We start from the raw sequence: 22,741 nt of genomic DNA, 5'->3' as shown, positions 1-22,741 counted from the left end.
ATGAATCATCTCTTTTGTTAAAAAGATGAGTGATAGCTATTGAGAAATAGGCCAACTGTCTGTAAGGATAGTTGGCTTATTACATTTCAACGGTAACTAATTGGTGTAAAATAGACTGCATCTTTTTTAGCGTTTTTAAAGGCTTAATCGTGAATACTTTACACCAGTCTAGTCTCAAATCCTTACCTTTACTTGCTCGCGGTAAAGTGCGTGATATGTATGCTGTGGGCGACGATAAACTACTGATTATCGCTAGTGACCGTATTTCTGCATTTGATGTCATTCTTGATGACCCTATCCCTGGCAAGGGACAGGTGTTGACAGAGCTCACTGAGTTTTGGTTAAAGAAACTTGCACATATCATTCCTAATCATGAGACAGGTATTCGTCCTGAGGATGTAGTGGCACCAGATGAAGTTGCTCAGGTTAAGGGGCGTGCTATGGTTGTCAAACGTCTTAAACCTGTGTTGGTTGAGGCGGTTGCTCGTGGTTATATCATTGGTTCTGGTTGGAAAGACTATCAAGCGACTGGTTCCGTATGTGGTGTGAAACTGCCAGCAGGTTTGAAACAAGCAAGTAAATTGCCTGAGCCTATTTTTACCCCCGCAGCTAAAGCAGAAATGGGTTCCCACGATGAAAATGTGAATTTCGATCATGTGGTTAATGCAGTAGGACGCGAGTTGGCTGAGCAAATCCGAGATGTGACATTGCGTCTTTACACTGAAGCAGCAGAATATGCGGCAACTAAAGGTATTATTATTGCTGATACCAAGTTTGAGTTTGGTCTAGATGAAGAGGGCAAGCTCTATTTGATGGATGAGGTGCTAACACCTGATTCGTCTCGTTTCTGGCCAGCCGACACTTATCAAGAGGGTACCAGCCCTGCTTCGTTTGATAAGCAATTTGTCCGTGATTGGTTGGAAACCCAAGTATGGGATAAAACGCCACCTGCGCCACGCTTACCAGCTGATGTCATTGAGAAAACAGCGGCTAAATATCGTGAAGCATTAGATCGTTTGCGTGGGTAATTTAAAAAGTAGATGTTGTGTTTGTTGGGGTGTATACCTCTAATTAATAGTAAAACGTTAAGGCTTAGACAATGACAGTAGCAAAAGTAGGCGTTATCATGGGTTCCTCTAGTGATTGGGACATTATGCAAAATGCCGTGCGTATGTTAAAAGATTTTGGTGTTCCTTATGAGGCAAAGGTTATCTCAGCACACCGTATGCCACATGATATGGCTGACTATGGTGCCAAAGCATATGAGGCAGGTATTCGTGCGATTATCGCTGGTGCTGGTGGGGCAGCACACTTGCCAGGTATGATGGCGGCATTGACTGAGGTGCCTGTGTTTGGGGTACCTGTCCCATCTCGCTATTTACGAGGAGAGGATTCTTTATTATCTATTGTACAAATGCCTAAGGGAGTGCCTGTTGCAACTTTTGCTATTGGTGAAGCAGGTGCGGCCAATGCAGCTTTACATGCGATTGCCACATTGGCGATGCATGATGAAGCCTTACGAGAAAAGCTGAAAGTATTTCGTGCTAAGCAGACAGAAGCTGCTCGTGCGATGCATTTACCAGAGGTGGAGTAGCTTATGTCATTACCTGATTCTACAGTGTTACAACCAGGTTCTACCCTTGGTATCATGGGTGGTGGTCAGCTAGGCCGTATGTTCTGTCATGCAGCACAAAGCATGGGGTATAAAGTGGTGGTTTTGGAGCCGACTGCTGGTAGTCCTGCTGGGCGAGTGGCTGAATATGAAGTAGTATCTGCGTATGACAATGAGCAAGGGCTTGCGCAGATGCTTAAACACACACAAGCAGTGACAACTGAATTTGAAAATGTTCCTGCTACTAGCCTTAAACTTTTATCTATGCAAGCACGTGTGAGTCCTTGTGCTGCTGCAGTGGCTGTGGTTCAGGATCGTATCGCAGAAAAAGCCTTTATCGCATCTCAAGGTATTCCTGTGGCGCCTTATGCGGAAATTCGTTCTATTGCTGATTTAGAGGCATTGGCTAATGAAGCAGGGGATAAGCTCTTTCCTGGTATTCTTAAGGCGGCACGTCTTGGTTATGATGGTAAGGGGCAGGCTCGAGTTAAAAGTGTTACAGAAGCAGTTGAAGCCTTTAAATCGTTTGGTGAGGTGCCTTGTGTATTGGAGGCACTATTACCACTTAAGCAAGAAGTTTCCGTAGTGATGGCACGAGGTTTTGATGGTAGTAGTGTGACATTCCCAGTGGGGGTCAATACCCATATTAATGGTATTTTATCTAGCTCTGTTGTCGGTATAGAACCGATTGACTCGCACATTGAAGCACAGGCTAAGCAAGCTGCTATTACTATTGCTAAGGGGCTAAATTACTTTGGTGTGATGTGCGTAGAGTTTTTCATCTTGACGGATGGACGTCTTGTAGCCAATGAAATTGCCCCTCGTCCTCACAATAGTGGTCACTATACAATGAATGCTTGTTTAACCAGTCAATTTGAGCAACAAGCACGTGTACTTGCAGGGATGCCATTAGGTTCTACAGAGTTGTTGGCGCCTACCATTATGCTGAATATCCTAGGTGATAGTTGGTTCGCTCATGGAGATATAGCCCAAGAGCCTGATTGGGCAAGTGTGCTAGCTTTGCCGGGAGTACATTTACATCTTTATGGCAAAGAGCAGGCTCGTAAAGGTCGTAAGATGGGGCATGTGAATATTGTGAATAAAGACCCGAATCTTGTGGTGAAATATGCACGTCAGGTAAGTGAAATTTTACATCTAGGCGCCAAGATTTAAGGGGTTATTCAAACCATCCAAAGCATCCGCTTTATTGTTAATTCAGAATAAAAACTGTAATTGTGTCTCACAGGGATGGACGCTGTGGTTGACATTGTTAATGAGGAATAGAGTGAACGATAAATCTCAATATCAGCAACAATTGCAGCTAGCTGCTCAGAAATTGTTGGACGGTGACTTAGTGGCATTTCCTACCGAGACGGTTTATGGTCTAGGAGCGGATGCTGAGAACTCAGCAGCGATTGCGAAGATTTATCAGACGAAAAACCGACCATCGAATCATCCTGTCATTGTTCATGTGGCTCCCGAGGCTGATTTGCATTATTGGGTGAGTGATATTCCTGCTGATGCACAGAAATTGATTCGACATTTCTGGCCCGGTCCATTGACTTTGATTCTGCCTAGGGCCTCCCATATCCCTGATACGGTGAGTGGCGGTCAAGCTAGTGTGGGTATTCGTTGTCCATCACATCCTGTTGCTCAAGATTTATTACGGGCATTTGCCGCATTAAAGCCTAATGGGCATGGAGGGGTGGCTGCTCCATCGGCCAATAAATTTGGTCAAGTATCTCCTACGGCTGCAACTCATGTACGAAGCGAGTTTCCCGAGGAAATTGCTCGTGGAGAATTGCTTGTCCTTGAGGGTGATGACTCTGATATTGGTATTGAATCCACTATTGTAGATTTGTCGCGTACGCAGGAAGGAGTAGGGGCTGTTGTACTTCGTCCTGGGCATATTACACGTCAACAACTCGCTGAGGTGTTGGGTTATATGCCTGCCAGTCCTGATAAGGCGGCTCCTCGGGTGTCTGGCTCTCTAAAAGCACATTATGCTCCGCGTACACCTTTGCAGATGTTTAAAGCAGAACAGCTACAAGAGTTACTGCAGGATATTCCTGTTGGAGAGAAGTGGGTGCTACTAGCTTTTGAGGCAACCTTGGTTAAACTAGATAAAATCACTATTAAGCCGTCAAACAATGAAAGTAGAGGCTCTGAGATTTTTACCGTCGATACAGGCTCACTACCAGCAAGGCATGGGGTGGTAGATTATCCATCCACTTCTGTACATACAACTAGTGTTGGGGTAGATAATATCGTTCATTTATCGGAACAATGTGATGCTTATATTGTGTCAGATAACCCTGTTCGCTATGCCCATGATATTTACGCTTTATTGCGACGGCTTGATGAGCGGGGGTATCAGCGTATTTGCGTACAATCTTTACCCCAAGATGATACTTGGGAAGGTCTAAATGATAGGCTTCAGCGTGCTGCCGCAGCGTTTGAATAAAATTCCATTGTCTATAAACGGGTCGTCAGGCTGAAATACTAAAAAACCGAGAAGAATCTGCTTCTGCAAAGTTATGTTTATTTTGAGATAGCAGATTCATAACGGTGAGATAAGGGGGCATGGCAGATTCTGCTCATTAATAACGATTATTGCATCAACGAAGAGAAAAACTCATCTGCTTTAAATAAGGTCAATAAGCCCATAACAGCAAAAATACCAGCAGAAATTGAGTGGATAACTTTTGGAGAAAAGCGTTGAGCAAATTTTTCACCTAAAAATACAGCAGGCACATTGGCGATTAACATTCCTAAAGTGGTTCCTATCACTACAAGTACAGGGGTATCAAAACGTGCTGCCATTGCGACCGTGGCTATTTGGGTTTTGTCTCCCATTTCAGCTAGGAAAAAGGTCACACAGGTTAAACCAAAAATACCTAAACGGGATGAGAAGCTGACCTCATCTTCTTCTAGCTTATCAGGAATTAACATCCAAATTGCCATTGCGATAAATGAACCACCCAGAATCCAACGCAACATATCAGGAGATAGAATGTGGGTAATCCATACACCAACAAGACCTGCTAAGGCATGATTGACAATTGTTGCTAGGGTGATGCCTAGTACAATAGGAAGAGGTTTCTGAAAACGAGCGGCAAGAAGAAAAGCAAGAAGTTGGGTCTTATCACCCATTTCAGCAAGGGCGACAACCCCTGTGGAGACTAAGAGAGCATTCATACAAATTCCTGATGCTGGGTAGACAAATGATTACATCTGCACCGCCCAGCAACGCGTGCAAACATAATCAAAGGTCTTGTCAAGTGATGAATGATGATAGTGGACTAGTGCAGTAATTACGATTTAAATTACAGCGTAGTATATGGAAAAACTACTTGTCCTGAACATCCATGCACCGTTTACGCCATGACTGAGAGAGTCAAGTATGTTGACGTAAACCTTCAGCAAAGAAGAGACTACTCCCCAATGAAAGTAGTCGCTATTGTATAGAATTCGTTGTGCCTAGTCAAGATATGCTTACCCCTCTTTGATTCCTTGCATTAGGAACATAGGGTAGGTTCTGCCATTGTCCCTTGTCAGTTGGTGAATTTCACAAAAGTTAATGTGTCTAAATCCAGCCTGTTGGGCAATTTGTGTTAACTCACTGGGATCAAAACCAAAGTGCTGTACCCCTTTGGCTTTATTATCACCATGAAAAGTACCATCTTCCTTAAATAAATCTATTAAAGCAATCTGTCCACCTACAACCAAGGCATCGGCAAATGACTGAAATAAACGCTGGGTATCAGCTACATGATGCATAGCCATAGAACTAACAATACAGTCATATTGTTCGGGGAGGCCTGTAAAAATATCTTTTTCTAATGTTTTAATATTAGGAATTCCTTTTTCATTGAGCACAGCTAACATATTGCTTGACATGTCTAATGCAGTGACTTGTTGTACATGTGGGGCTATAGCTGTAGCAAGTAGCCCTGTGCCCGTACCAAAATCTAGTACTTTATCCGTTATAGATAATTGTAATTTTGACAAGAGTTTAGTTGGCAGTGGTTGAAGTTGTATAGAAGTGGGACGAGTATCCCAATTTCTGGCACTTTCATTAAAATGTTTGTTGGATGCGGTGTTGACCATAGTGTCTCCTCTGGATTTTCCTGAAATGGTCTATTTGACATTTTACTAGTCATTGTATTTCTCAAATGCATACCCTTGGTTATACCATAAAATATATGATTATTGACTTTTGATTATAGCTTCTTATATGAACTATTGTGATTTTATAGCTCAGCTTCCCGAGGATACTGACAACCCCAATAAGTCCTACCATGATTGTGAATATGGTTTTCCTCTTGTAGAGGACAATGCATTGTTTGGTAGACTTTTATTAGAAATCAATCAGGCAGGCTTAAGTTGGACGCTGATACTTAAAAAACGAGAGAATTTCTACAATGCCTATGCTGGGTTTGATATTGCTTCAGTAGCTGCTTTTACGGACCAGGATTGTGAGCGTTTGCGCAATGATAAAGGAATTATTCGTAATCGACTTAAGATTAATGCAGCTATAGCCAATGCTCAACATATCCTCGAATTACAAAAAGAATATGGTTCTTTTAAAAACTGGCTAGACGCTCATCATCCGCAACCATTAGAGCAATGGGTGAAATTATTTAAAAAACATTTTAAATTTGTAGGGGGGGAGATTGTAAATGAGTTTCTGATGAGTACGGGCTATTTACCAGGAGCCCATCATCCCAACTGTCGTATTTATGCCAAAATCTTAGAAAAATCCCCTCCTTGGTGTTTGACTTCAGCAAAATAACACTAGAATGACCTTTTATTATTAAATATAATAAGCTAATATCTAAAAGTTTTATAAATGGTCTTTTTTTAGGAGTTGTCTATGCTAGCACTCTTTCCTGGCTTGCTGGTGACAGGGCTTGTTGTTGTTCTAGGCTTATTACTAGAGCATTTTGGTGTGGGTGCTAATCTAGGGTTAAGTGCTATTTCATTTGCTATATTGATTGGTATGATTTTTGGGAATACCTTTTACCCCAAGATAGCTGCTAAATGTGATAAAGGAGTGTTATTTTCCAAGGGTACACTTTTACGGACTGGGATTATTTTCTATGGCTTTAGATTGACACTTAACCAGCTTGTGGAACTAGGGTGGTCAGTGATTATTATCGATGCTTTTGTGGTGGCATCTACTTTTTTATTGACGTATTTTATCGGGCGACGTCTACTGAAGATGGATGAAAATACAGTCATTCTGACTGGTGCAGGATGCAGTATCTGTGGGGCTGCTGCAGTGATGGCTACTTCCTCTGTGGTCAAGGCTAAGCCAAGTGAAGTGACGCAAGCGATTGCTGTGGTCGTGTTATTTGGTACTTTGGCTATTTTTATTTATCCTTGGCTTTATCATGTGTTATTTACCCCTGACAAAGCAGTTGATTTTGGGATTGGTGTGGGGGCTTCGGTGCATGAGGTGGCACAGGTCGTGGCTGTGGGACGCCAAATCGGGGATGCTGCAATGGATATGGCGGTTATCACCAAGATGGTACGGGTTATGATGCTGGCTCCATTTTTATTCATCCTTATGCTTTTCTTATTAAGAGAGCAAGAGGAGGGTGGGCGTAAACAAAAAATCACTATTCCATGGTTTGCTGTCTGGTTTCTTGTTATGATTGTGGTAAATTCTGTGTTACCTATTCCTGATGAGGTAAGAAATATAATTGTCCGTCTGGATCAGATTGTCCTCACTATGGCCATGGCAGCATTGGGGTTGACTACGCATTTTTCTGCTTTCAAAACAGCAGGATACAAGGCGATAGTATTGGGGGCTGTTATTTTTGTATGGCTCATCGTAATTGGATGCAGTATTCCTCTTTTACTTTAGTGGAACAATATGAATTTATATCGTGAGATATTTGACTCTGATTTAGGTCAGATGGTTGTCGTTGCAAGCGATAATGGAGTCTGCTTTTTAGCTTTTGGCGATATGAGTGGGGTTGATAAAGAACAATTAATACTCCAAGAAATGTTTGATGCCAAAATCATTGATACGCCTAATGCATTTACTGCTCAAACCCGTCAAGAAATTGATGAGTATTTTAATAAGCAACGGACAGTCTTCGAGGTTCCTTTGGATATCCAAGGAACCTCTTTTCAATGTCAAGTATGGGAGCAGCTAAAGAAAATTCCTTATGGAGAAATCACTTATTATCAGGCATTGGCTGCTGCCGTAAATCGACCTAGTGCAATGCGAGCAGTAGCATTGGCTAATAAACACAACAGAATATCTATCATCATTCCTTGCCACCGCGTAATTGGCAAAAAAGGAGATTTGGTCGGATATAGCGGTGGTCTCTGGCGCAAGGAAAAACTGCTTTTATTGGAAAAGACTACAGTTGACGCAAACGCTCAATGCTAGGGGCAAAGTAATAGGCACCGGATACGGGTGTAGATAAGTGCTTAAGTAATAAATCCTTTTTGCCATCCGTGTCACCGAACATACTTAGTAGCTGAGTTTCGATATTATGCAGACAGTTGCAGTAGGCACAAAATAACAAGCCATGTTCGCCAGAAATCGTACCAAATGGCAGACTACGGCGTACGATTTCAAGTGTTTTGCCATTTTCCTTGAGGTTGACTCGTCCTAGATGAGAATCAGGTAGGCGTTTGTTCTGCTCGAATTCAATATTCTCTTGCTTGCTACGACCTACACAGTCTTCTTGCTGCTGAATACTGATACCTTCCCATTTTTTAAGATCATGCAAGTATTTTTGGATAAGCACATAACTGCCACCAGCATCAGGCTGTCCTTCAGGAATGACACCCACATTGATAATATCCTCCCCTTTAGGATTTTCAGTCCCGTCTATAAATCCTTCAATACCACGGTCTTCAAATAAACGATAGCCATGTATTTCTGTCTTGACAGTAATACAAGAACCAAAAGTCTCTAGTAATCTAAACGCAAGAGCAAAACAGGCTTTTTGTTGTAGGGATTGTATGTGAATGAGTAGGTCATGTTGTGTTGCTGGAGCCAAGCCACCGCCTAATGGGTGGAAAGGTTTAAGTTCTTTGGCCTCATCTGTGTGCTGGAATGCTTTCCAGGCCTTGTCCCCAAATGCAATAGTGAGCACCAGTTGTGCAGTAGGAAACTGCTCTTGTAGTTCTTTCAGAATATCTAGGCTCTTGCTACAAGCGTGCTTAATAGGATCGAGTGTTGGAGTAGCAAAATCTGCTTCAATAAAAAAACCTGACTGAGCATTTGCTAAAGTAATTCCACTTTGATAAGACATGATAATCCTTTTAACCTTGAAATGACATGTCTTATTGTAACGCAATGACTTTGATGATGTGATGAAAAATTTCTAAGAACCCTATTAGTAAATAGTTATTACTGCGGTGATGTTTGAATCTTATTTATTAACCACCTGACAGCATATGATGTGTTATCAGGCGATATGGGCTGCTGGTCAACGGGAAATTGGTATGGGAGTATCTTTGGGAAAATCGGATAGGTAAAGTACAAGACCAATAACAGGAAATTGGCTATGGGGGGGGAAGTTCACGATTAGGAGAATCTTCCCCATTGCAGTAATGATATTATTATCCAGTTGCTACTATATTACCCCCCCAGGGGGAATTTTCCTGTATATGTGGTAATGATATGAGTTACACCTCAATTTTTCCCAATACAAAGTCAATATCCTTGTCACCACGACCAGATAGATTGACTAATAGACGTTTGCTAGGGTCTAGTTGAGCTGCTCGACGTAAAGCATAAGCGACTGCATGTGAAGATTCTAGAGCGGGAATAATGCCTTCTTCACGAGAAAGAGCCAGGAAAGCCTCTAAACATTCTGCATCAGTAGCAACTTCATAACGTGCACGACCGATGTCTTTAAGATAACAATGTTGTGGACCTACACCAGGATAGTCTAAGCCAGAGGCAATAGAGTGTACTGCAGAAGGTGTACCATCTTCTTCTTGAAGGTAATAGCAATTAAATCCTTGAATGTTGCCAAACTTACCTAACGATAAGGTGGCAGCATGACGACCTGGCTTATCAAGACCTTCGCCAGCAGGTTCAACCCCTACAAGCTCCACTGATTTATCATCAATAAAGGCATTAAATAATCCCATAGCATTAGAACCGCCACCTACGCAAGCAATTACTTCGTCGGGTAAGCCGCCGTGTTGTGCTTCAAATTGTTCACGTGCCTCATGCCCAACGATAGATTGGAAATAAGCAACCATTTCTGGGTAAGGGGCAGGACCCACAACAGAGCCAATCGCAAACATACTATCTTTAATCTGACTCATATAGGAGGCAAAAGCACTATCTACTGCTTCTTTTAGTGTACCAGCACCTGCTGATACTGGTACAAGTTTGGCACCTAGAATTTTCATGCGAGAAACATTGGGATGTTCTTTGGCAATATCCACAACCCCCATATGAATTTCACATTCTAGACCGAGCAATGCAGCAGCCGTGGCCAATGCCACACCATGTTGCCCAGCACCTGTTTCGGCAATGACTTTTTTCTTGCCTAGTTTTTTTGCAAGTAAAACCTCGCCAATGCAATGGTTGATTTTATGAGCCCCTGTATGATTTAAGTCTTCGCGTTTAAGGAAAATCTGAGCTCCTCTTTTGGACAAGGAGCGAGCATGGTAAATAGGACTAGGGCGACCAACAAAGGTTGTTTGTAGGCGTTTCATCTCAGAAATAAAATCAGCATCTTTGATAATGTTATGAAAGCCTTGTTCAATTTCTGCAAGGGCATTAGCTAGGTCGGGGTGTCCAATTTTGCCGCCATGTTTACCAAAATTACCATTGTTATCAGGCATAACAAGGGTATTGAGTTTTTCTTGTGCCATAGGGAGGTGACTCCATCAAATGTTAAAAAATATAAATATTGGTAATATTATAGGCTAGCACAAGAAGATATGCATATATTTGTAAGCAAAGGGGAGGAAAATATGGAGCGGGAAACGAGTCTCGAACTCGCGACCTCAACCTTGGCAAGGTTGCGCTCTACCAACTGAGCTATTCCCGCATAGAAAGGGGTGTGTAAGCCAAAAGTGATGGAGCGGGAAACGAGTCTCGAACTCGCGACCTCAACCTTGGCAAGGTTGCGCTCTACCAACTGAGCTATTCCCGCGATATTTAGCTTACGCTAATCATGACAGTCACCAATAGTGATGGAGCGGGAAACGAGTCTCGAACTCGCGACCTCAACCTTGGCAAGGTTGCGCTCTACCAACTGAGCTATTCCCGCAACTTCATGAAAGAAATTAATATTAAAGTATTGTGATGTGACTGTCAATATGAATATTAGGTGAATTGTTAAATTTTTCGATTTTTGATGAAAAAGATGTTTTTTTACGACAGTCGCCGTGTAAGAAAATAAAGGAACATAGCCTATTATGAGGTAAGTTTTTTGAGTGGGTGGATTATAATTTAATGATTCGTTCTGATCGATGAGGGTATGGTAGGAAGTGGTGTTTATTAGTCATCTTCCAATCATTCTCTTTAGTAGATGCAGATAGGGCTGGTATTGTTGTTTACCAGTTAACTTCATCATAGGTAAAAGTCCGACTGGTTATGACACTTTTAACGACATTAAATACATTTGGGTTAGTGGCAGAGGCCGACCATTTTTTCTCCCTTGTTTCTGAATCTCAATTAGAGGATTTATTGGCACAGGTCCAACAGCATCAAAACTACTTTGTGCTAGGAGGGGGGAGTAATGTGATTCTTGGGGCACATGTGCATCGTTTGGTGATTCATAATCAAATTAAAGGGATTCATGTATTGCACACCTCGCCAGAATATACCTGGGTAGAGGTATCTGCTGGTGAAATATGGCATGAGTTTGTACAGTATAGCCTGACTCAGGGATGGTATGGGCTTGAAAATTTAGCCTTAATACCAGGGACAGTGGGAGCTGCTCCTGTACAAAATATTGGAGCCTATGGAAAAGAGGTCAAGGATTATATTGATAGCGTATATGCTGTGAGTCTACATACAGGAGAGTGCCGCTATTTTTCTCGCCAAGAATGTCGATTCGCATATAGAGACAGTGTTTTTAAACATGAAGCAGCAGATTATCTGATTTTGAGGGTGGTGTTTTGTTTTCCCAAACAATGGCACCCTGTCATTGCATACGCTGATTTAAGTCGTTATCCAGGTCTGGACTCACAAAGCTCTGCTCAATCTATTTTTGATGCGGTAGTAGCTATCCGTCAACAGAAACTCCCTGACCCTAAAGTCCTAGGTAATGCAGGTAGTTTCTTTAAAAATCCTATTGTGGCAAAGGATAAGTACCATGAACTTAAGGAGCGTTACCAAGAATTGGTAGCTTATCCACAAGAAAATGGTAGCTATAAGCTCGCGGCAGGATGGCTGATTGATCAATGTGGTTGGAAAGGAAAGTCTCTTGGACCTGTGGGAGTTCATGCACGCCAGGCATTAGTGTTGGTGAACCTTGGGGGGGCTACTGCTGATGATGTTAAGAAACTGGCAAAAACTATTCAGCAAGATGTTTGGCAACAATATGGTGTCAAGATTGAACCAGAGCCTATTTTTGTCGACTAGATGAATCGCATTAGAGGGTGGATGACTTAATTTTTGATGTCTTCTCCCTTGTCGGGTCGACAAGGGAGGAGATGTCTTAAAAAGTGAAAAGTTATGGAACTATTTCACCGCAATGACATCACTCATGCTGTATAGACCATTGGTTTTATCTTGTAAGAAAAGAGCCGCTTTGCAACTGCCTTGTGCATAGGTTGTTCGACTAGAGGACTTATGCGTAATTTCAATACGCTCACCTGTACCACAAAACATCACCGTATGCTCACCAATAATATCGCCCCCACGTACCACTGAGAAACCAATTTGGCCGTCTTTACGAACGCCAGTATGACCATGTCTAGCCCAATCAGCAATATCTTCAAGCGATTTGCCCCACTCATTTGCAATCACTTCACCCATGATGAGTGCTGTACCAGAAGGAGCGTCTACTTTGTTACGATGGTGGGCTTCAAAAATCTCCACATCATAACCAGTGTTGAGTAACTGAGCAGCTAAGGCAAGAAGTTTTAGTGTGGCATTAACACCTACACTCATGTTAGGGGCAAAAACGATAGCCACTTTTTGGGCTGCTGCTTTAATAGCCGCTTTACCAGCATCATCAAAGCCTGTTGTGCCGATAACCATTTTGGTCCCATGTTCTTGGCAGGCTTTTAGATAAGATAGGGTACCTTCAGGGCGAGTGAAATCAATCAGACAGTCAGCATCTTTGAGTGCCGCTGTGTCAGAGGTGATAATAACCCCTGTTTTTTGTCCGAGGAAAGCCCCTGCATCTTGTCCTAGACCAGCACTTTTGTCATGGTCAAGTGCTACAGCAAGTGTTAATGACGGATGGTTTAAAACAGCTTCGATGAGCATATGACCCATACGGCCACTTGCTCCAGAGATAGCAATACGCATTTGTACTTACCTATAGTTAAAAAAGGGGCGATGCCCGCCCCTATATAAAGTTCATATATACCAAAATAACGCTCGACAGTTGTCTATACGTAATAATCAATCTGGCAAAAGCTTATTTCAATGGGGTTGTAATAACACCACTACTTTCTGCTTCAGTAGATTCTTCGGACTCTTGCTTAGTAGATTGCCCCATCTCTGGACGCCAACGTTGTTGGGTCGCATAGTCTGAGGGTTGGAAGCTTGGTTGAGGATCTCCATCCCAATGACTCAGTAAACCCTTGTCATCAAACCATACTACAAATTTACGCAAGACAGGGTCACCATAACCAGGTTTGAAGTAATAAGAATAGTACCAACGATCCTTGTGGAACATGTCAATTAGTGTTGGTGAACCTAACGCATATTGTACTTGTGCAGGGGTCATACCAGGTTGGAGTAATGACACTTGTTCTTCAGTAATCCAGTTACCTTGTTGAACAGGAGCACGATAGGGGAATCCCCATTTACCTGACGTGCATGCTGTTAATAAAGTTACAGCCAGCAGAGACGATGCGATAAGGCCTTTGCGCAAGCGAAGAGTAGGATATTGGTTGTTCATAAGCTGTATGTCTTCCAGATAAAATCTTAGAAAAAGGTTATTATATATGGATAGTGGTAATTATAGGGTCTTTTGAGTAAAATAATCGCTACTATTGAGTTAATACACAAAATTTTTGAAAAGGGTGGCTTTATGAGTGATCAAAGCGAATTACAAAGTATGGGTCTAAAGGCTACATATCCCCGCCTAAAAATTCTTGATATTTTCCGTAATACCAAAGAGCGTCATCTCAGTGCAGAAGATGTTTATCGTTTGTTATTAAATGAAAATATTGAAATTGGTTTGGCAACTGTATATCGCGTGTTAACCCAGTTTGAACAAGCTGGTATTCTTACCCGTAGCCAATTTGACAATGGCAAAGCAATTTTTGAGTTGGATGATGGTGACCACCATGACCACTTGGTATGCAATGCATGCGGTAAAGTAGAGGAATTTACTGATAGTGTTATTGAAAAGCGTCAACATGAGATTGCTGAGGCAAGAGGATTTAAGCTAGCAACACATGCTTTGGTACTTTATGGTATTTGTGCAGATTGTGCTTCTAAAGCACGTAAATAGCCGTGTTCACAGAAGTGTATTTCATGCTTGAGTGACAGCTAGGTTGCTAGACCCCAGGACTACAGAGGTTCTGGGGTTTTTACTGGATAAACTAAAAGTTGTGTTGGTATCAGAAAGACATGATTAGTTTGCAGCATTATTTCCAGCGTTTTTTAGCATTTCATCAGCATGTTCACGACTAGTAGTGGTAATTTGAATACCCCCAAGCATACGAGCAATTTCTTCAACACGGGCAGTATAGTCCAAGACGGTAATATGGGAAAGTGTTTCCCCATTTTCTTGTACTTTGCATACCTCAAAATGATGGTGTCCACAAGCAGCCACTTGAGGTAAATGAGTGACGCAAAGAACTTGATGACTGTCTCCTAGTTGACGTAAAAGTTTTCCAACAACTTCAGCTACAGCCCCACCAATACCAGTATCCACTTCATCAAATATCAACGTTGGTACTTGATGTGCCTTATTGGCCATTACGGATAAGGCAAGGGAAATTCGAGCTAACTCCCCTCCTGATGCGACTTTAGCAAGGGCACGTGGCGTTGCACCAGCATGACCTGCTACATTAAATTGGACTGTTTCTAGCCCTTGTGCTGAAGGTTCGCAGGCTTGTAGCTCAATCTCAAACTGACCCCCTTGCATTGCCAGGGTCTGCATAGACTCTGTAACGGCCTTGGATAGAGTTTGTGCGGTTTTTGCACGAGCTTGGCTAAGTGATTTCGCTGAATTCATATAGTCTTCTTTTGCTTGATTAACCGCTAGTTGTAAGGCTTCTACATCAACAGATTGATTTAGAGTTGCTAATTCCTGAGACAGTTCTTGCTGCTTGTTGTAGAGTTCCTCTGGCTCAATGCGAAATTTCTTGGCCATGTCAAACATAGCCCGCATGCGTTGTTCTGTTTGTTCTAGACGTTGTGGATCTAAATCTACACGGTCTAGATAAGACGATAAATCTGATGCTGCTTCTACGCAAGCAATACGTGCGGATTCTAAAGACTCGTAAATAGTTTTAAGTCTATCGTCCTTGTTCATTAGCTGAGCAATACGTGCACTAGCATGAGCGAGCATAGTACATAGTGATTGTTGGTCGTTGTCTAGTTCATTGAGTGTTTGAGAGGCTCCTTCTAGTAGACTAGAGGCATGGGCAAGGCGAGTGTACTCACTATCAATCTCTGCCCACTCATTTTTGCCGGGCTTAAGTTGTTGTAACTCTTGTAGTTGCCAGTTCAGACGTTCTTGTAAGGCTTGCTGTTGTTCTTTGTTCATATTGGCTTGTTGCAAAGCATCTAGTGCTTTTTGCCAAGCCTTCCATTGTATTTGAACTGATTTAACCAAGCTCTGGTGGTTGCCGTGTGCATCTAACATGGCACGTTGAGCACTAGTTTTAAGAAGCTGTTGATGGGCATGTTGACCATGAATATCAACCAGTAACTCTGCTATTTCTCGCAACTGAGTTAATGTGGCAGGCGTGCCATTGATAAAGGCTTTGCTTTTACCTTGACGGTCGATAGTACGCCGTAAAATTAACTCATCAGCAATTTCGATGTCTTGGGCTTCTAACCATTGCTGTGCTGCTGCACTGGGAGAAAATATGGCACTAATATCTGCTTTATCGGCACCCTCACGAATAAAATGTGGTTCACTGCGCTGACCCAGGGTCAGAGAGAGGGCATCAATCAAAATGGATTTCCCTGCACCTGTTTCTCCAGAGAAAACCGTAAATCCTGCTTCAAAATAAATGTCTGATTGTGCAACAATGACAAAATTACGGATATGCAGTGACAGTAACATCGTGTTCTTTAACCCTTATTATTTGTTATTCGCCACATTCGGGCATGATATTCCAGTGTAATTTTTTGCGTAAAGTAGAGAAATAACTATACCCTACAGGATGCAAGAACTGTACCTGATGCGAGGCCTTTTTAATCATGATTTTGTCACCCATTTGTAAGTCAGACCATGTTTGCATATCAAAGTGAACACTTGCACCAGAGCCTGCACGGCTAGCATCAGATAAGGTCAGTGTTAATGTGCCAGATGTTGGGACAGCAATAGGGCGGTAGGAGAGTGTCTGTGGAGCGACAGGCACCAGTAAAAAAGCCTCTACCATGGGGTGAATAATAGGTCCATTGGCTGATAAAGAGTAGGCAGTAGAACCGGTCGGGGTGGAGACAATGAGGCCATCTGCTCGTTGATTGTACATATGTACACCGTCATAATCGACTGAAATCTCAATCATGCCGCCACGACCAGAACGGTTTAACACAATGTCATTGAGTGCTAAATCAGTAGCGAGGACTTTTTTATCACGGATAATGGAGCCTTCTAATAAGGCACGTTTCTCAGTGGTAAAACGACCATCAAGCACTGCTTTTACAGCTTGAATAGAGTCATGTACAGGAATGTCGGTAATAAATCCTAAACGGCCATGGTTAATGCCTAGTAGAGGTACACCATACTGGCACAGTCCACGAGCAGCCGCAAGCATGGTGCCATCACCTCCCATCACAATAGCTAGGTCTGCTAATTCTCCAATCTGATCAAGCGAACCTGTGTGATACTCATGCACACCCGTGTTGCGGGCTGTTTCTTTTTCAACAATAACTTTAATACCTGCTTGTTCAAGCACCTTGGCGAGTTCCCGTAAAGGGGTATCCATTCCAGAGTCTTGATAACGACCAATAAGGGCAACTATTGAAAAATGCATAGACAAACCATATAAAATAGAGGTGATTATATTACTTAATTATTATTTTACCGATTCTTTAGGAATTTTCCTAAAGGGTAAGATAAAAATGTCATATTAGTGTAGATGTGATGGTGATGGAAGAGCGAGCAAGTCATTTACTAACAGCCTTAATTGAACGATATATTCAAGATGGTCAACCTGTTGGCTCTAAGGTGCTGGCAGGTATGTTTCAATTATCCCCTGCCACTATTCGTAATGTGATGGCCGACCTAGAGGCTCAGGGATTGGTACAAAGTCCGCACACATCAGCAGGACGAGTGCCTACACCTAAAGGTTATCGCCTATTTGTTGATCGTTTACTGGCAGTAAACTCATTTAATACTGAACATTATGAACAGTTGGGACAAGAGTTTGAACAAAGCTCTCCTAGTGAAGCAATAAATACCGCTGCATCCTTGATGTCGCGGTTGACCCGTTTTGCGGGAGTAGTGGTAACCCCGCAACGTTCTCAAGTATTCCGTCATATTGAGTTTATCCGTCTGTCAGAGAGACGTGTTTTGCTGATTATTGTAACCCCTGAGGGGGATGTGCAGAACAGGATTTTGCTTGTGAATAAAGACTATTCTGACAGTGAGTTAGTGAGTGCAGCAAATTATTTTAATCAACATTTTTCAGGCAAGTCATTCCAATCTGTTCGTGAAGAGTTGAGTTCACAGTTAAAAGTTCTTAAAGAGGATATTTCTCGTCTTATGCAGGCGACAGTAGATTATGTAGGTGAGCTACGTAGTGAAGATGTTTTTGTCTCGGGAGAACGACATTTACTAGAGGTGGCAGATATTACCTCGGATATGAATCGTTTACGTCAGACTTTTTCTCTATTTGAACAGAAAACAGAGTTGATGCAGTTGTTGGATGTTTCTTCGCATTCACAAGGCGTGCAAATTTATATTGGCGGTGAATCACATCTAGTTCCTTTAGAGGATTTATCTGTAGTTACTGCTCCTTATGCAGTTAACGGTAAAATTGTAGGTTCATTGGGAGTGATTGGACCCAGTCGCATGTCATACGAACGTGTGATTCCTATTGTGGATATTACTGCCAAGCTATTATCAAATGCTTTGAGTCAATAAGCTTGAGATGACGGTGTCACCACCCAAGATACTATATAATGGCGGGGTGTTATTTTAGATAGCCGTAATATTTATATTTTGAAAAGAAAAATTTTGGTATGCTGGATTAAAACATACCATGTTATGTACAAAGTTTAGGGAGAAAAAATGTCGAATCCAATAGGTGTGTTACTGGTGAATTTAGGCACGCCGGCTAGTTATGAAGTCGCAGATATTCGACGTTATTTAAATGAGTTTTTATCAGACCCTCGTGTAGTTGAGCTTCCTAAACCTTTGTGGCAAGTGATTCTCAAGTGTATGGTATTGCCTTTTCGGGCCCCTAAATTAGTGGAAAAATATCGCGCTATTTGGTTAAAGGAGGGCTCTCCTTTACTGGTTTACACGCGTGCACAGGCAGATGGTTTAGCAGAGCGGTTGGCAGCAAATAACGTGATTGTTGATATGGCTATGCGTTATGGTGAGCCAGATTTAGAGCAGAAAATTATTGGTCTGCAACACCAAGGTTGTGAGCGCATGCTTATTGTGCCTATGTACCCTCAATATGCAGCTAGTACAACAGCAACTCTTTTTGACCGTGTGGCACAGATTTCTCGTAAAATGCGTAATCAACCAGACTACCGTTTTATTAAACGCTATGCAGAGCATCCTGCTTATATCTCCTGTCTTCAGCACAAAGTAGAGCGATTCTGGCAAGATTATGGTAAGCCAGAACGTTTATTACTAAGTTTTCATGGCTTGCCACAACGCAGTGTGGATTTGGGAGACCCTTATTATGATGATTGTCAGAAAACTGCAGCACTGTTAAGAGAAGTGTTACGGGAACATGGTGTGCCTATCGAAGTGAGTTTTCAGAGTCAATTTGGTCGGGCAAAGTGGGTAGGGCCAGCGACATTAAAGGTGCTAGAAGCCTATCCAGCCCAAGGGGTTACCCGTGTAGATGTTATGTGTCCAGGATTTGCGGCTGATTGTTTAGAGACATTAGAGGAAATTCGACTAGGTTGTGCCTCTGCATTTAAGACCAAAGGTGGTCAGCAATTTCGATATATTCCCTGTCTTAATGATGATGGAGAATGGATTGAAGCATTGGCAGAAATTGTGAAAAGTCGGCTAGAATCTTGGGACTAACCTATAGCAATAGAGATAATTTTAACAGAGGAAAAAGGAGCAAAAATGTTAAGAAAAAACCCCCGTGGTGACTACCCTGAGGTTCATGAAACGGCTTTTGTTGACCCTACTGCGGTGCTTTGTGGTTTAGTAAAAGTGGGGGCTAATGTCTTTATCGGCCCTTATGCTGTTATTCGTGCAGATGAGGTGGATGAGGACGGTAATATGGATCCTATAGTAATAGGGGCTAACTCTAATATTCAAGATGGTGTTGTTATCCATTCTAAAGATGGGGCTGCCGTCATTATTGGTGAAAATACTTCTATTGCCCATCGCTCTATTGTGCATGGTCCTTGTACAGTTGGCAATAATGTTTTTATTGGATTTAATACTGTTTTGTTTAATACCAAAGTAGGTGACAAAGCGGTGGTGCGTCATAACTGTGTAATCGATGGGCATGATATTCCTGCATCGTTCTACTTACCTTCTGCTACAGTGGTGCGTAAAGCAACGGATTTGAACCAATTACAAACTGTTCCAGAAGAAGCCCGCGAGTTTTCAGAGTCCGTGATGTTGACCAATGTCAGTTTTGCAGCAGCTTATCGTAAAGTACAAAATACGTTTTGATGGGGCTTGCCTAAGTTTAATAATAGGCAATATGAGTCATAAACAAGGCTTTGGCTGTAATCTCTTTTTTGGGAGAAGGGCATAGACTATCTTTTTGTGTTCTGCGGTTGAGGAATAAAAATAAACAAGGATTGCAAAGAGCAATAAACTTTTCTCTTGAAAAATAAACCATCTATCCCCACATAAATAGGCGATATACATTTCATATAGAGGAAATCATGACACAAGCGTCAAATATACCAGAACAAGAAAACATTCAGCCTGGAAACTCAACGGAAGAAGTCGCAGTGGATGAAGTGATGGCTGAGGTAGCTGCTGATGAGGGTTCTGAAGAACAAAAACTCATTGGTGAGTTACAAGAACAAGTGCTTGAACTTAAAGATCAGTTATTACGTGCTCACGCTGAGATGGAAAATGTGCGTCGCCGTGCTCAAGAGGAAGTGGCTAAAGCCCGTAAGTTTGGTACAGAGTCTTTTTCAGAAAGTCTTATTCCTGTCAAAGATAGTTTGGAGGCCGCTTTAGCATCAGAAAATCAAACACTTGAAGTCCTTAAAGAGGGTATGGAGACAACTTTACGTCAGCTCGTCTCTGCTTTTGAGCGTAACCAGCTTAAAGAAATTGCTCCAGTAGTAGGCGATAAATTTGATCCCAATATGCACCAAGCAATTTCATCTGTGCCTCATCCAGAGGTGGCAGCAAACTGTGTTTCACAAACTCTTCAAAAAGGTTATACCATTGCTGATCGTGTATTGCGCCCAGCTTTGGTGATTGTTTCAGCAGGGCAAAATTAATGATGCTTTGCAAGTGCATGAAAAGGCTTTAATCATCTATTTCCTTGTTTTTTAAGGTTAATTTGATGTTTTTAAAGTCTTTTTAGCTTGAGGGTTTGGCTTGTTGCAAAAAAATTGAAGTTTACTCAAAAAAATTTAAAAAAACCTCTTGAAAAAGAAATAAGTAATCCTATATAGGGTTCATGAATGAATAAAGACTGGGTGGGATACATCCAGTACAAAGGGATAAAGGTAAATAATATGTCTAAAATTATTGGTATTGACTTAGGTACAACTAACAGCTGTGTTGCTGTATTAGATGGTGATCAAGTAAAAGTAATTGAGAACTCTGAGGGTGCACGTACCACACCTTCCATCGTTGCTTATGTGCAAGATGGTGAAGTTCTTGTAGGTGCTCCTGCAAAACGTCAGGCAGTAACTAATCCTAAAAATACTATTTTTGCGGTTAAACGTTTAATTGGTCGTAAATTCTCTGATAAAGAAGTTCAGAAAGATCTTGATTTGATGCCTTATGGTATTGTTGCTGCTGATAACGGCGATGCGTGGGTAGAAGCTCAAGGCAAGAAACTCGCTCCTCAACAAGTGTCTGCTGATATTCTTCGCAAGATGAAGAAAACCGCTGAAGATTTTCTTGGTGAAGAAGTCACAGAAGCGGTGATTACAGTGCCTGCTTACTTCAACGATAGTCAACGTCAAGCAACTAAAGATGCAGGTAAAATTGCAGGTCTTGAGGTTAAACGTATTATTAATGAACCTACTGCAGCGGCTTTAGCTTTCGGTTTGGATAAGTCTGATAAAGCCGATCGTAAGATTGCGGTATTTGACTTGGGTGGTGGTACTTTTGACGTATCTATCATCGAGATTGCAGATGTGGACGGTGATAAGCAGTTTGAAGTGCTTTCTACCAATGGGGATACATTCCTAGGTGGTGAGGACTTTGACCAACGTATTATCGACTATATCATTGAAGAATTTAAGAAAGAGCAAGGTGTTGATCTCTCTAAAGACGTGCTTGCATTGCAACGTCTAAAAGAAGCCGCAGAGAAAGCTAAGATTGAGCTTTCTTCTAGCACTCAAACAGAGATTAACTTGCCTTACATTACAGCAGATGCTTCAGGTCCTAAACACCTTAACTTGAAGATTACTCGTGCTAAATTAGAGGCACTTGTTGAAGATTTAATCGAACGTACTATTGAACCTTGCCGTATTGCTGTGAAAGATGCTGGCATTAAGATTACCGACATCGATGATGTTATTCTTGTTGGTGGTATGACTCGTATGCCTAAGGTTCAAGAAAAGGTTAAAGAGTACTTTGGTAAAGATCCTCGTAAAGATGTAAATCCTGATGAAGCAGTAGCATTTGGTGCTGCTATCCAAGGTTCTGTACTTTCAGGTGACCGTAAGGATGTGTTGTTGTTAGACGTGACACCACTTTCTCTAGGTATTGAAACACTAGGTGGTGTAATGACTAAGATGATTAAGAAAAACACCACTATTCCTACTAAATTCTCACAAGTATTCTCTACAGCAGAGGATAACCAACCAGCGGTGACTATTAAAGTTTACCAAGGCGAACGTGAGATGGCGGTACACAACAAAGCACTAGGTGAGTTTAACCTTGAAGGTATTCCACCAGCACCACGTGGTCTACCTCAAATCGAAGTAACTTTCGATATTGATGCTAACGGTATTCTTCATGTATCTGCTAAGGATAAAGGTACTGGTAAAGAAAACCAAATCACTATTAAGGCAAACTCAGGTTTGTCTGATGCTGAAATTGAACGTATGGTGAAAGATGCAGAAGCGAATGCAGCTGAGGATAAACGCCTTGCTGAGCTTGCTCAAGCACGTAACCAAGCAGATGCACTTGTTCATGCAACCCGTAAGTCGTTGACTGAATATGGTGATAAATTAGAAGCATCAGAAAAAGAAGCTATTGAAGCGGCTATTAAGGATGTAGAAGAAGCGATTAAATCCGACGATAAAGCGGCTATTGACGCCAAAGTTGAAGCACTTGGTGCAGCTTCTCAAAAATTAGGTGAGAAGATGTATGCTGACATGCAACAACAAGCAGCACAACAAGGAGGTGCTGAGGCTAAATCAGCTGACGATAACGTAGTAGATGCCGACTTTAAAGAAGTTAAAAAAGAAGACTAATA

General features: G+C 41.9%; 22 protein-coding genes, 3 tRNA genes and 1 riboswitch. Of the genes, 14 read left to right on the top strand and 11 right to left on the bottom strand.

All coding sequences use genetic code 11. From position 1 onward, the window contains the following. The first annotated feature begins 146 nt into the window (after positions 1–146). The 4 genes from HKX40_RS05460 to HKX40_RS05445 all read left to right on the top strand — a co-directional run bounded on the left by HKX40_RS05460 (position 147) and on the right by HKX40_RS05445 (position 4,076). On the top strand, positions 147–1,028 hold the full coding sequence (locus tag HKX40_RS05460; protein WP_171588562.1) for a phosphoribosylaminoimidazolesuccinocarboxamide synthase: 882 nt from the start codon (positions 147–149) through the stop codon (positions 1,026–1,028). A gap of 71 nt (positions 1,029–1,099) precedes the next feature. Then, complete coding sequence (gene purE, locus HKX40_RS05455) at positions 1,100–1,594, top strand: 5-(carboxyamino)imidazole ribonucleotide mutase (RefSeq protein WP_171588532.1); 495 nt, start codon at positions 1,100–1,102, stop codon at positions 1,592–1,594. A gap of 3 nt (positions 1,595–1,597) precedes the next feature. Beyond that, positions 1,598–2,785, top strand: a complete 1,188-nt coding sequence (locus HKX40_RS05450) for a 5-(carboxyamino)imidazole ribonucleotide synthase (protein WP_171588531.1) — start codon at positions 1,598–1,600, stop codon at positions 2,783–2,785. Between the two features lie 100 nt (positions 2,786–2,885). Further along, complete coding sequence (locus HKX40_RS05445) at positions 2,886–4,076, top strand: L-threonylcarbamoyladenylate synthase (RefSeq protein ID WP_216605177.1); 1,191 nt, start codon at positions 2,886–2,888, stop codon at positions 4,074–4,076. Between the two features lie 146 nt (positions 4,077–4,222). On the opposite strand, the gene HKX40_RS05440 is transcribed toward HKX40_RS05445, so the two are convergent. Together HKX40_RS05440 and HKX40_RS05435 are read right to left on the bottom strand one after the other, a co-directional pair. Further along, positions 4,223–4,810, bottom strand: a complete 588-nt coding sequence (locus HKX40_RS05440; RefSeq protein ID WP_171588529.1) for a TMEM165/GDT1 family protein — start codon at positions 4,808–4,810, stop codon at positions 4,223–4,225. A gap of 106 nt (positions 4,811–4,916) precedes the next feature. Further along, a riboswitch (yybP-ykoY riboswitch) is annotated at positions 4,917–5,067 on the bottom strand. A gap of 40 nt (positions 5,068–5,107) precedes the next feature. Next, a complete protein-coding gene (locus tag HKX40_RS05435) occupies positions 5,108–5,722 on the bottom strand; it encodes a class I SAM-dependent DNA methyltransferase (protein ID WP_171588528.1) in 615 nt (204 codons plus the stop codon). 127 nt (positions 5,723–5,849) lie between these two features. Between HKX40_RS05435 and HKX40_RS05430 the strand changes: the two genes are divergently transcribed. The 3 genes from HKX40_RS05430 to HKX40_RS05420 all read left to right on the top strand — a co-directional run bounded on the left by HKX40_RS05430 (position 5,850) and on the right by HKX40_RS05420 (position 8,018). After that, positions 5,850–6,407, top strand: coding sequence for a DNA-3-methyladenine glycosylase I (locus tag HKX40_RS05430; RefSeq protein ID WP_171588527.1), 558 nt, complete (start codon positions 5,850–5,852; stop codon positions 6,405–6,407). Between the two features lie 81 nt (positions 6,408–6,488). Continuing rightward, positions 6,489–7,484 carry a YeiH family protein gene (locus HKX40_RS05425; protein WP_171588526.1) on the top strand — a complete coding sequence of 332 codons (996 nt, stop codon included), beginning with the start codon at positions 6,489–6,491 and terminating at the stop codon, positions 7,482–7,484. Between the two features lie 9 nt (positions 7,485–7,493). Continuing rightward, positions 7,494–8,018: a methylated-DNA--[protein]-cysteine S-methyltransferase gene (locus tag HKX40_RS05420; RefSeq protein ID WP_171588525.1), complete on the top strand. Its 525-nt coding sequence runs from the start codon at positions 7,494–7,496 to the stop codon at positions 8,016–8,018. Here HKX40_RS05420 and HKX40_RS05415 read toward each other — a convergent pair. The 5 genes from HKX40_RS05415 to HKX40_RS05395 all read right to left on the bottom strand — a co-directional run bounded on the left by HKX40_RS05415 (position 7,990) and on the right by HKX40_RS05395 (position 10,875). Then, on the bottom strand, positions 7,990–8,892 hold the full coding sequence (locus HKX40_RS05415) for a Dyp-type peroxidase (protein WP_171588524.1): 903 nt from the start codon (positions 8,890–8,892) through the stop codon (positions 7,990–7,992). The two genes, HKX40_RS05420 and HKX40_RS05415, sit on opposite strands and share 29 nt — an antisense overlap. A gap of 376 nt (positions 8,893–9,268) precedes the next feature. Further along, the gene (gene trpB / locus HKX40_RS05410) at positions 9,269–10,474 is read right to left on the bottom strand and encodes a tryptophan synthase subunit beta (RefSeq protein ID WP_171588523.1); all 1,206 of its coding nucleotides are present in this window, start codon (positions 10,472–10,474) and stop codon (positions 9,269–9,271) included. A gap of 103 nt (positions 10,475–10,577) precedes the next feature. Beyond that, positions 10,578–10,653: transfer RNA gene (locus tag HKX40_RS05405), tRNA-Gly, on the bottom strand. Between the two features lie 29 nt (positions 10,654–10,682). Next, positions 10,683–10,758: transfer RNA gene (locus HKX40_RS05400), tRNA-Gly, on the bottom strand. Positions 10,759–10,799: 41 nt separating this feature from the next. Beyond that, a tRNA-Gly gene (locus tag HKX40_RS05395) sits at positions 10,800–10,875 on the bottom strand. A gap of 326 nt (positions 10,876–11,201) precedes the next feature. On the opposite strand from HKX40_RS05395, the gene murB reads away from it, so the two are divergent. Next, positions 11,202–12,194, top strand: a complete 993-nt coding sequence (murB, locus tag HKX40_RS05390; RefSeq protein ID WP_171588522.1) for a UDP-N-acetylmuramate dehydrogenase — start codon at positions 11,202–11,204, stop codon at positions 12,192–12,194. Between the two features lie 99 nt (positions 12,195–12,293). On the opposite strand, the gene dapB is transcribed toward murB, so the two are convergent. Both dapB and HKX40_RS05380 read right to left on the bottom strand, forming a co-directional pair. Beyond that, entirely contained in the window at positions 12,294–13,088 is a 795-nt protein-coding gene (dapB, locus tag HKX40_RS05385; RefSeq protein ID WP_171588521.1) for a 4-hydroxy-tetrahydrodipicolinate reductase, read from the bottom strand. A 112-nt stretch (positions 13,089–13,200) separates the two neighbouring features. Beyond that, positions 13,201–13,686: an outer membrane protein assembly factor BamE gene (locus HKX40_RS05380; RefSeq protein ID WP_171588520.1), complete on the bottom strand. Its 486-nt coding sequence runs from the start codon at positions 13,684–13,686 to the stop codon at positions 13,201–13,203. 132 nt (positions 13,687–13,818) lie between these two features. Here HKX40_RS05380 and fur point away from each other — a divergent pair, with 132 nt between their 5' ends. Then, complete coding sequence (gene fur, locus HKX40_RS05375; protein WP_171588519.1) at positions 13,819–14,244, top strand: ferric iron uptake transcriptional regulator; 426 nt, start codon at positions 13,819–13,821, stop codon at positions 14,242–14,244. A 123-nt stretch (positions 14,245–14,367) separates the two neighbouring features. On the opposite strand, the gene recN is transcribed toward fur, so the two are convergent. Both recN and HKX40_RS05365 read right to left on the bottom strand, forming a co-directional pair. Next, the gene (gene recN, locus HKX40_RS05370) at positions 14,368–16,032 is read right to left on the bottom strand and encodes a DNA repair protein RecN (RefSeq protein WP_171588518.1); all 1,665 of its coding nucleotides are present in this window, start codon (positions 16,030–16,032) and stop codon (positions 14,368–14,370) included. Positions 16,033–16,057: 25 nt separating this feature from the next. Next, positions 16,058–16,948 carry an NAD kinase gene (locus tag HKX40_RS05365; protein ID WP_171588517.1) on the bottom strand — a complete coding sequence of 297 codons (891 nt, stop codon included), beginning with the start codon at positions 16,946–16,948 and terminating at the stop codon, positions 16,058–16,060. 116 nt (positions 16,949–17,064) lie between these two features. Here HKX40_RS05365 and hrcA point away from each other — a divergent pair, with 116 nt between their 5' ends. The 5 genes from hrcA (at position 17,065) to dnaK (ending at position 22,739) form a co-directional block, all read left to right on the top strand. Next, positions 17,065–18,060 (top strand): heat-inducible transcriptional repressor HrcA, encoded by a 996-nt coding sequence (gene hrcA / locus HKX40_RS05360; RefSeq protein ID WP_171588561.1) that lies wholly within the window; start codon positions 17,065–17,067, stop codon positions 18,058–18,060. 147 nt (positions 18,061–18,207) lie between these two features. Further along, positions 18,208–19,185, top strand: a complete 978-nt coding sequence (gene hemH / locus HKX40_RS05355; RefSeq protein ID WP_171588516.1) for a ferrochelatase — start codon at positions 18,208–18,210, stop codon at positions 19,183–19,185. Between the two features lie 45 nt (positions 19,186–19,230). Beyond that, positions 19,231–19,791: an LbetaH domain-containing protein gene (locus tag HKX40_RS05350; RefSeq protein WP_171588515.1), complete on the top strand. Its 561-nt coding sequence runs from the start codon at positions 19,231–19,233 to the stop codon at positions 19,789–19,791. Between the two features lie 218 nt (positions 19,792–20,009). Then, the gene (gene grpE / locus HKX40_RS05345) at positions 20,010–20,582 is read left to right on the top strand and encodes a nucleotide exchange factor GrpE (RefSeq protein WP_171588514.1); all 573 of its coding nucleotides are present in this window, start codon (positions 20,010–20,012) and stop codon (positions 20,580–20,582) included. 240 nt (positions 20,583–20,822) lie between these two features. Further along, the gene (dnaK, locus tag HKX40_RS05340) at positions 20,823–22,739 is read left to right on the top strand and encodes a molecular chaperone DnaK (RefSeq protein ID WP_171588513.1); all 1,917 of its coding nucleotides are present in this window, start codon (positions 20,823–20,825) and stop codon (positions 22,737–22,739) included. Positions 22,740–22,741 lie beyond the last annotated feature (2 nt).

The sequence above is a fragment of the Pelistega europaea genome (assembly GCF_013133775.1).
In the GTDB taxonomy this organism is placed as follows: domain Bacteria; phylum Pseudomonadota; class Gammaproteobacteria; order Burkholderiales; family Burkholderiaceae_B; genus Taylorella; species Taylorella europaea.
The sequence above is the reverse complement of the archived record's forward strand: the minus strand, read 5'-3'. Positions and strand labels throughout refer to the sequence as shown.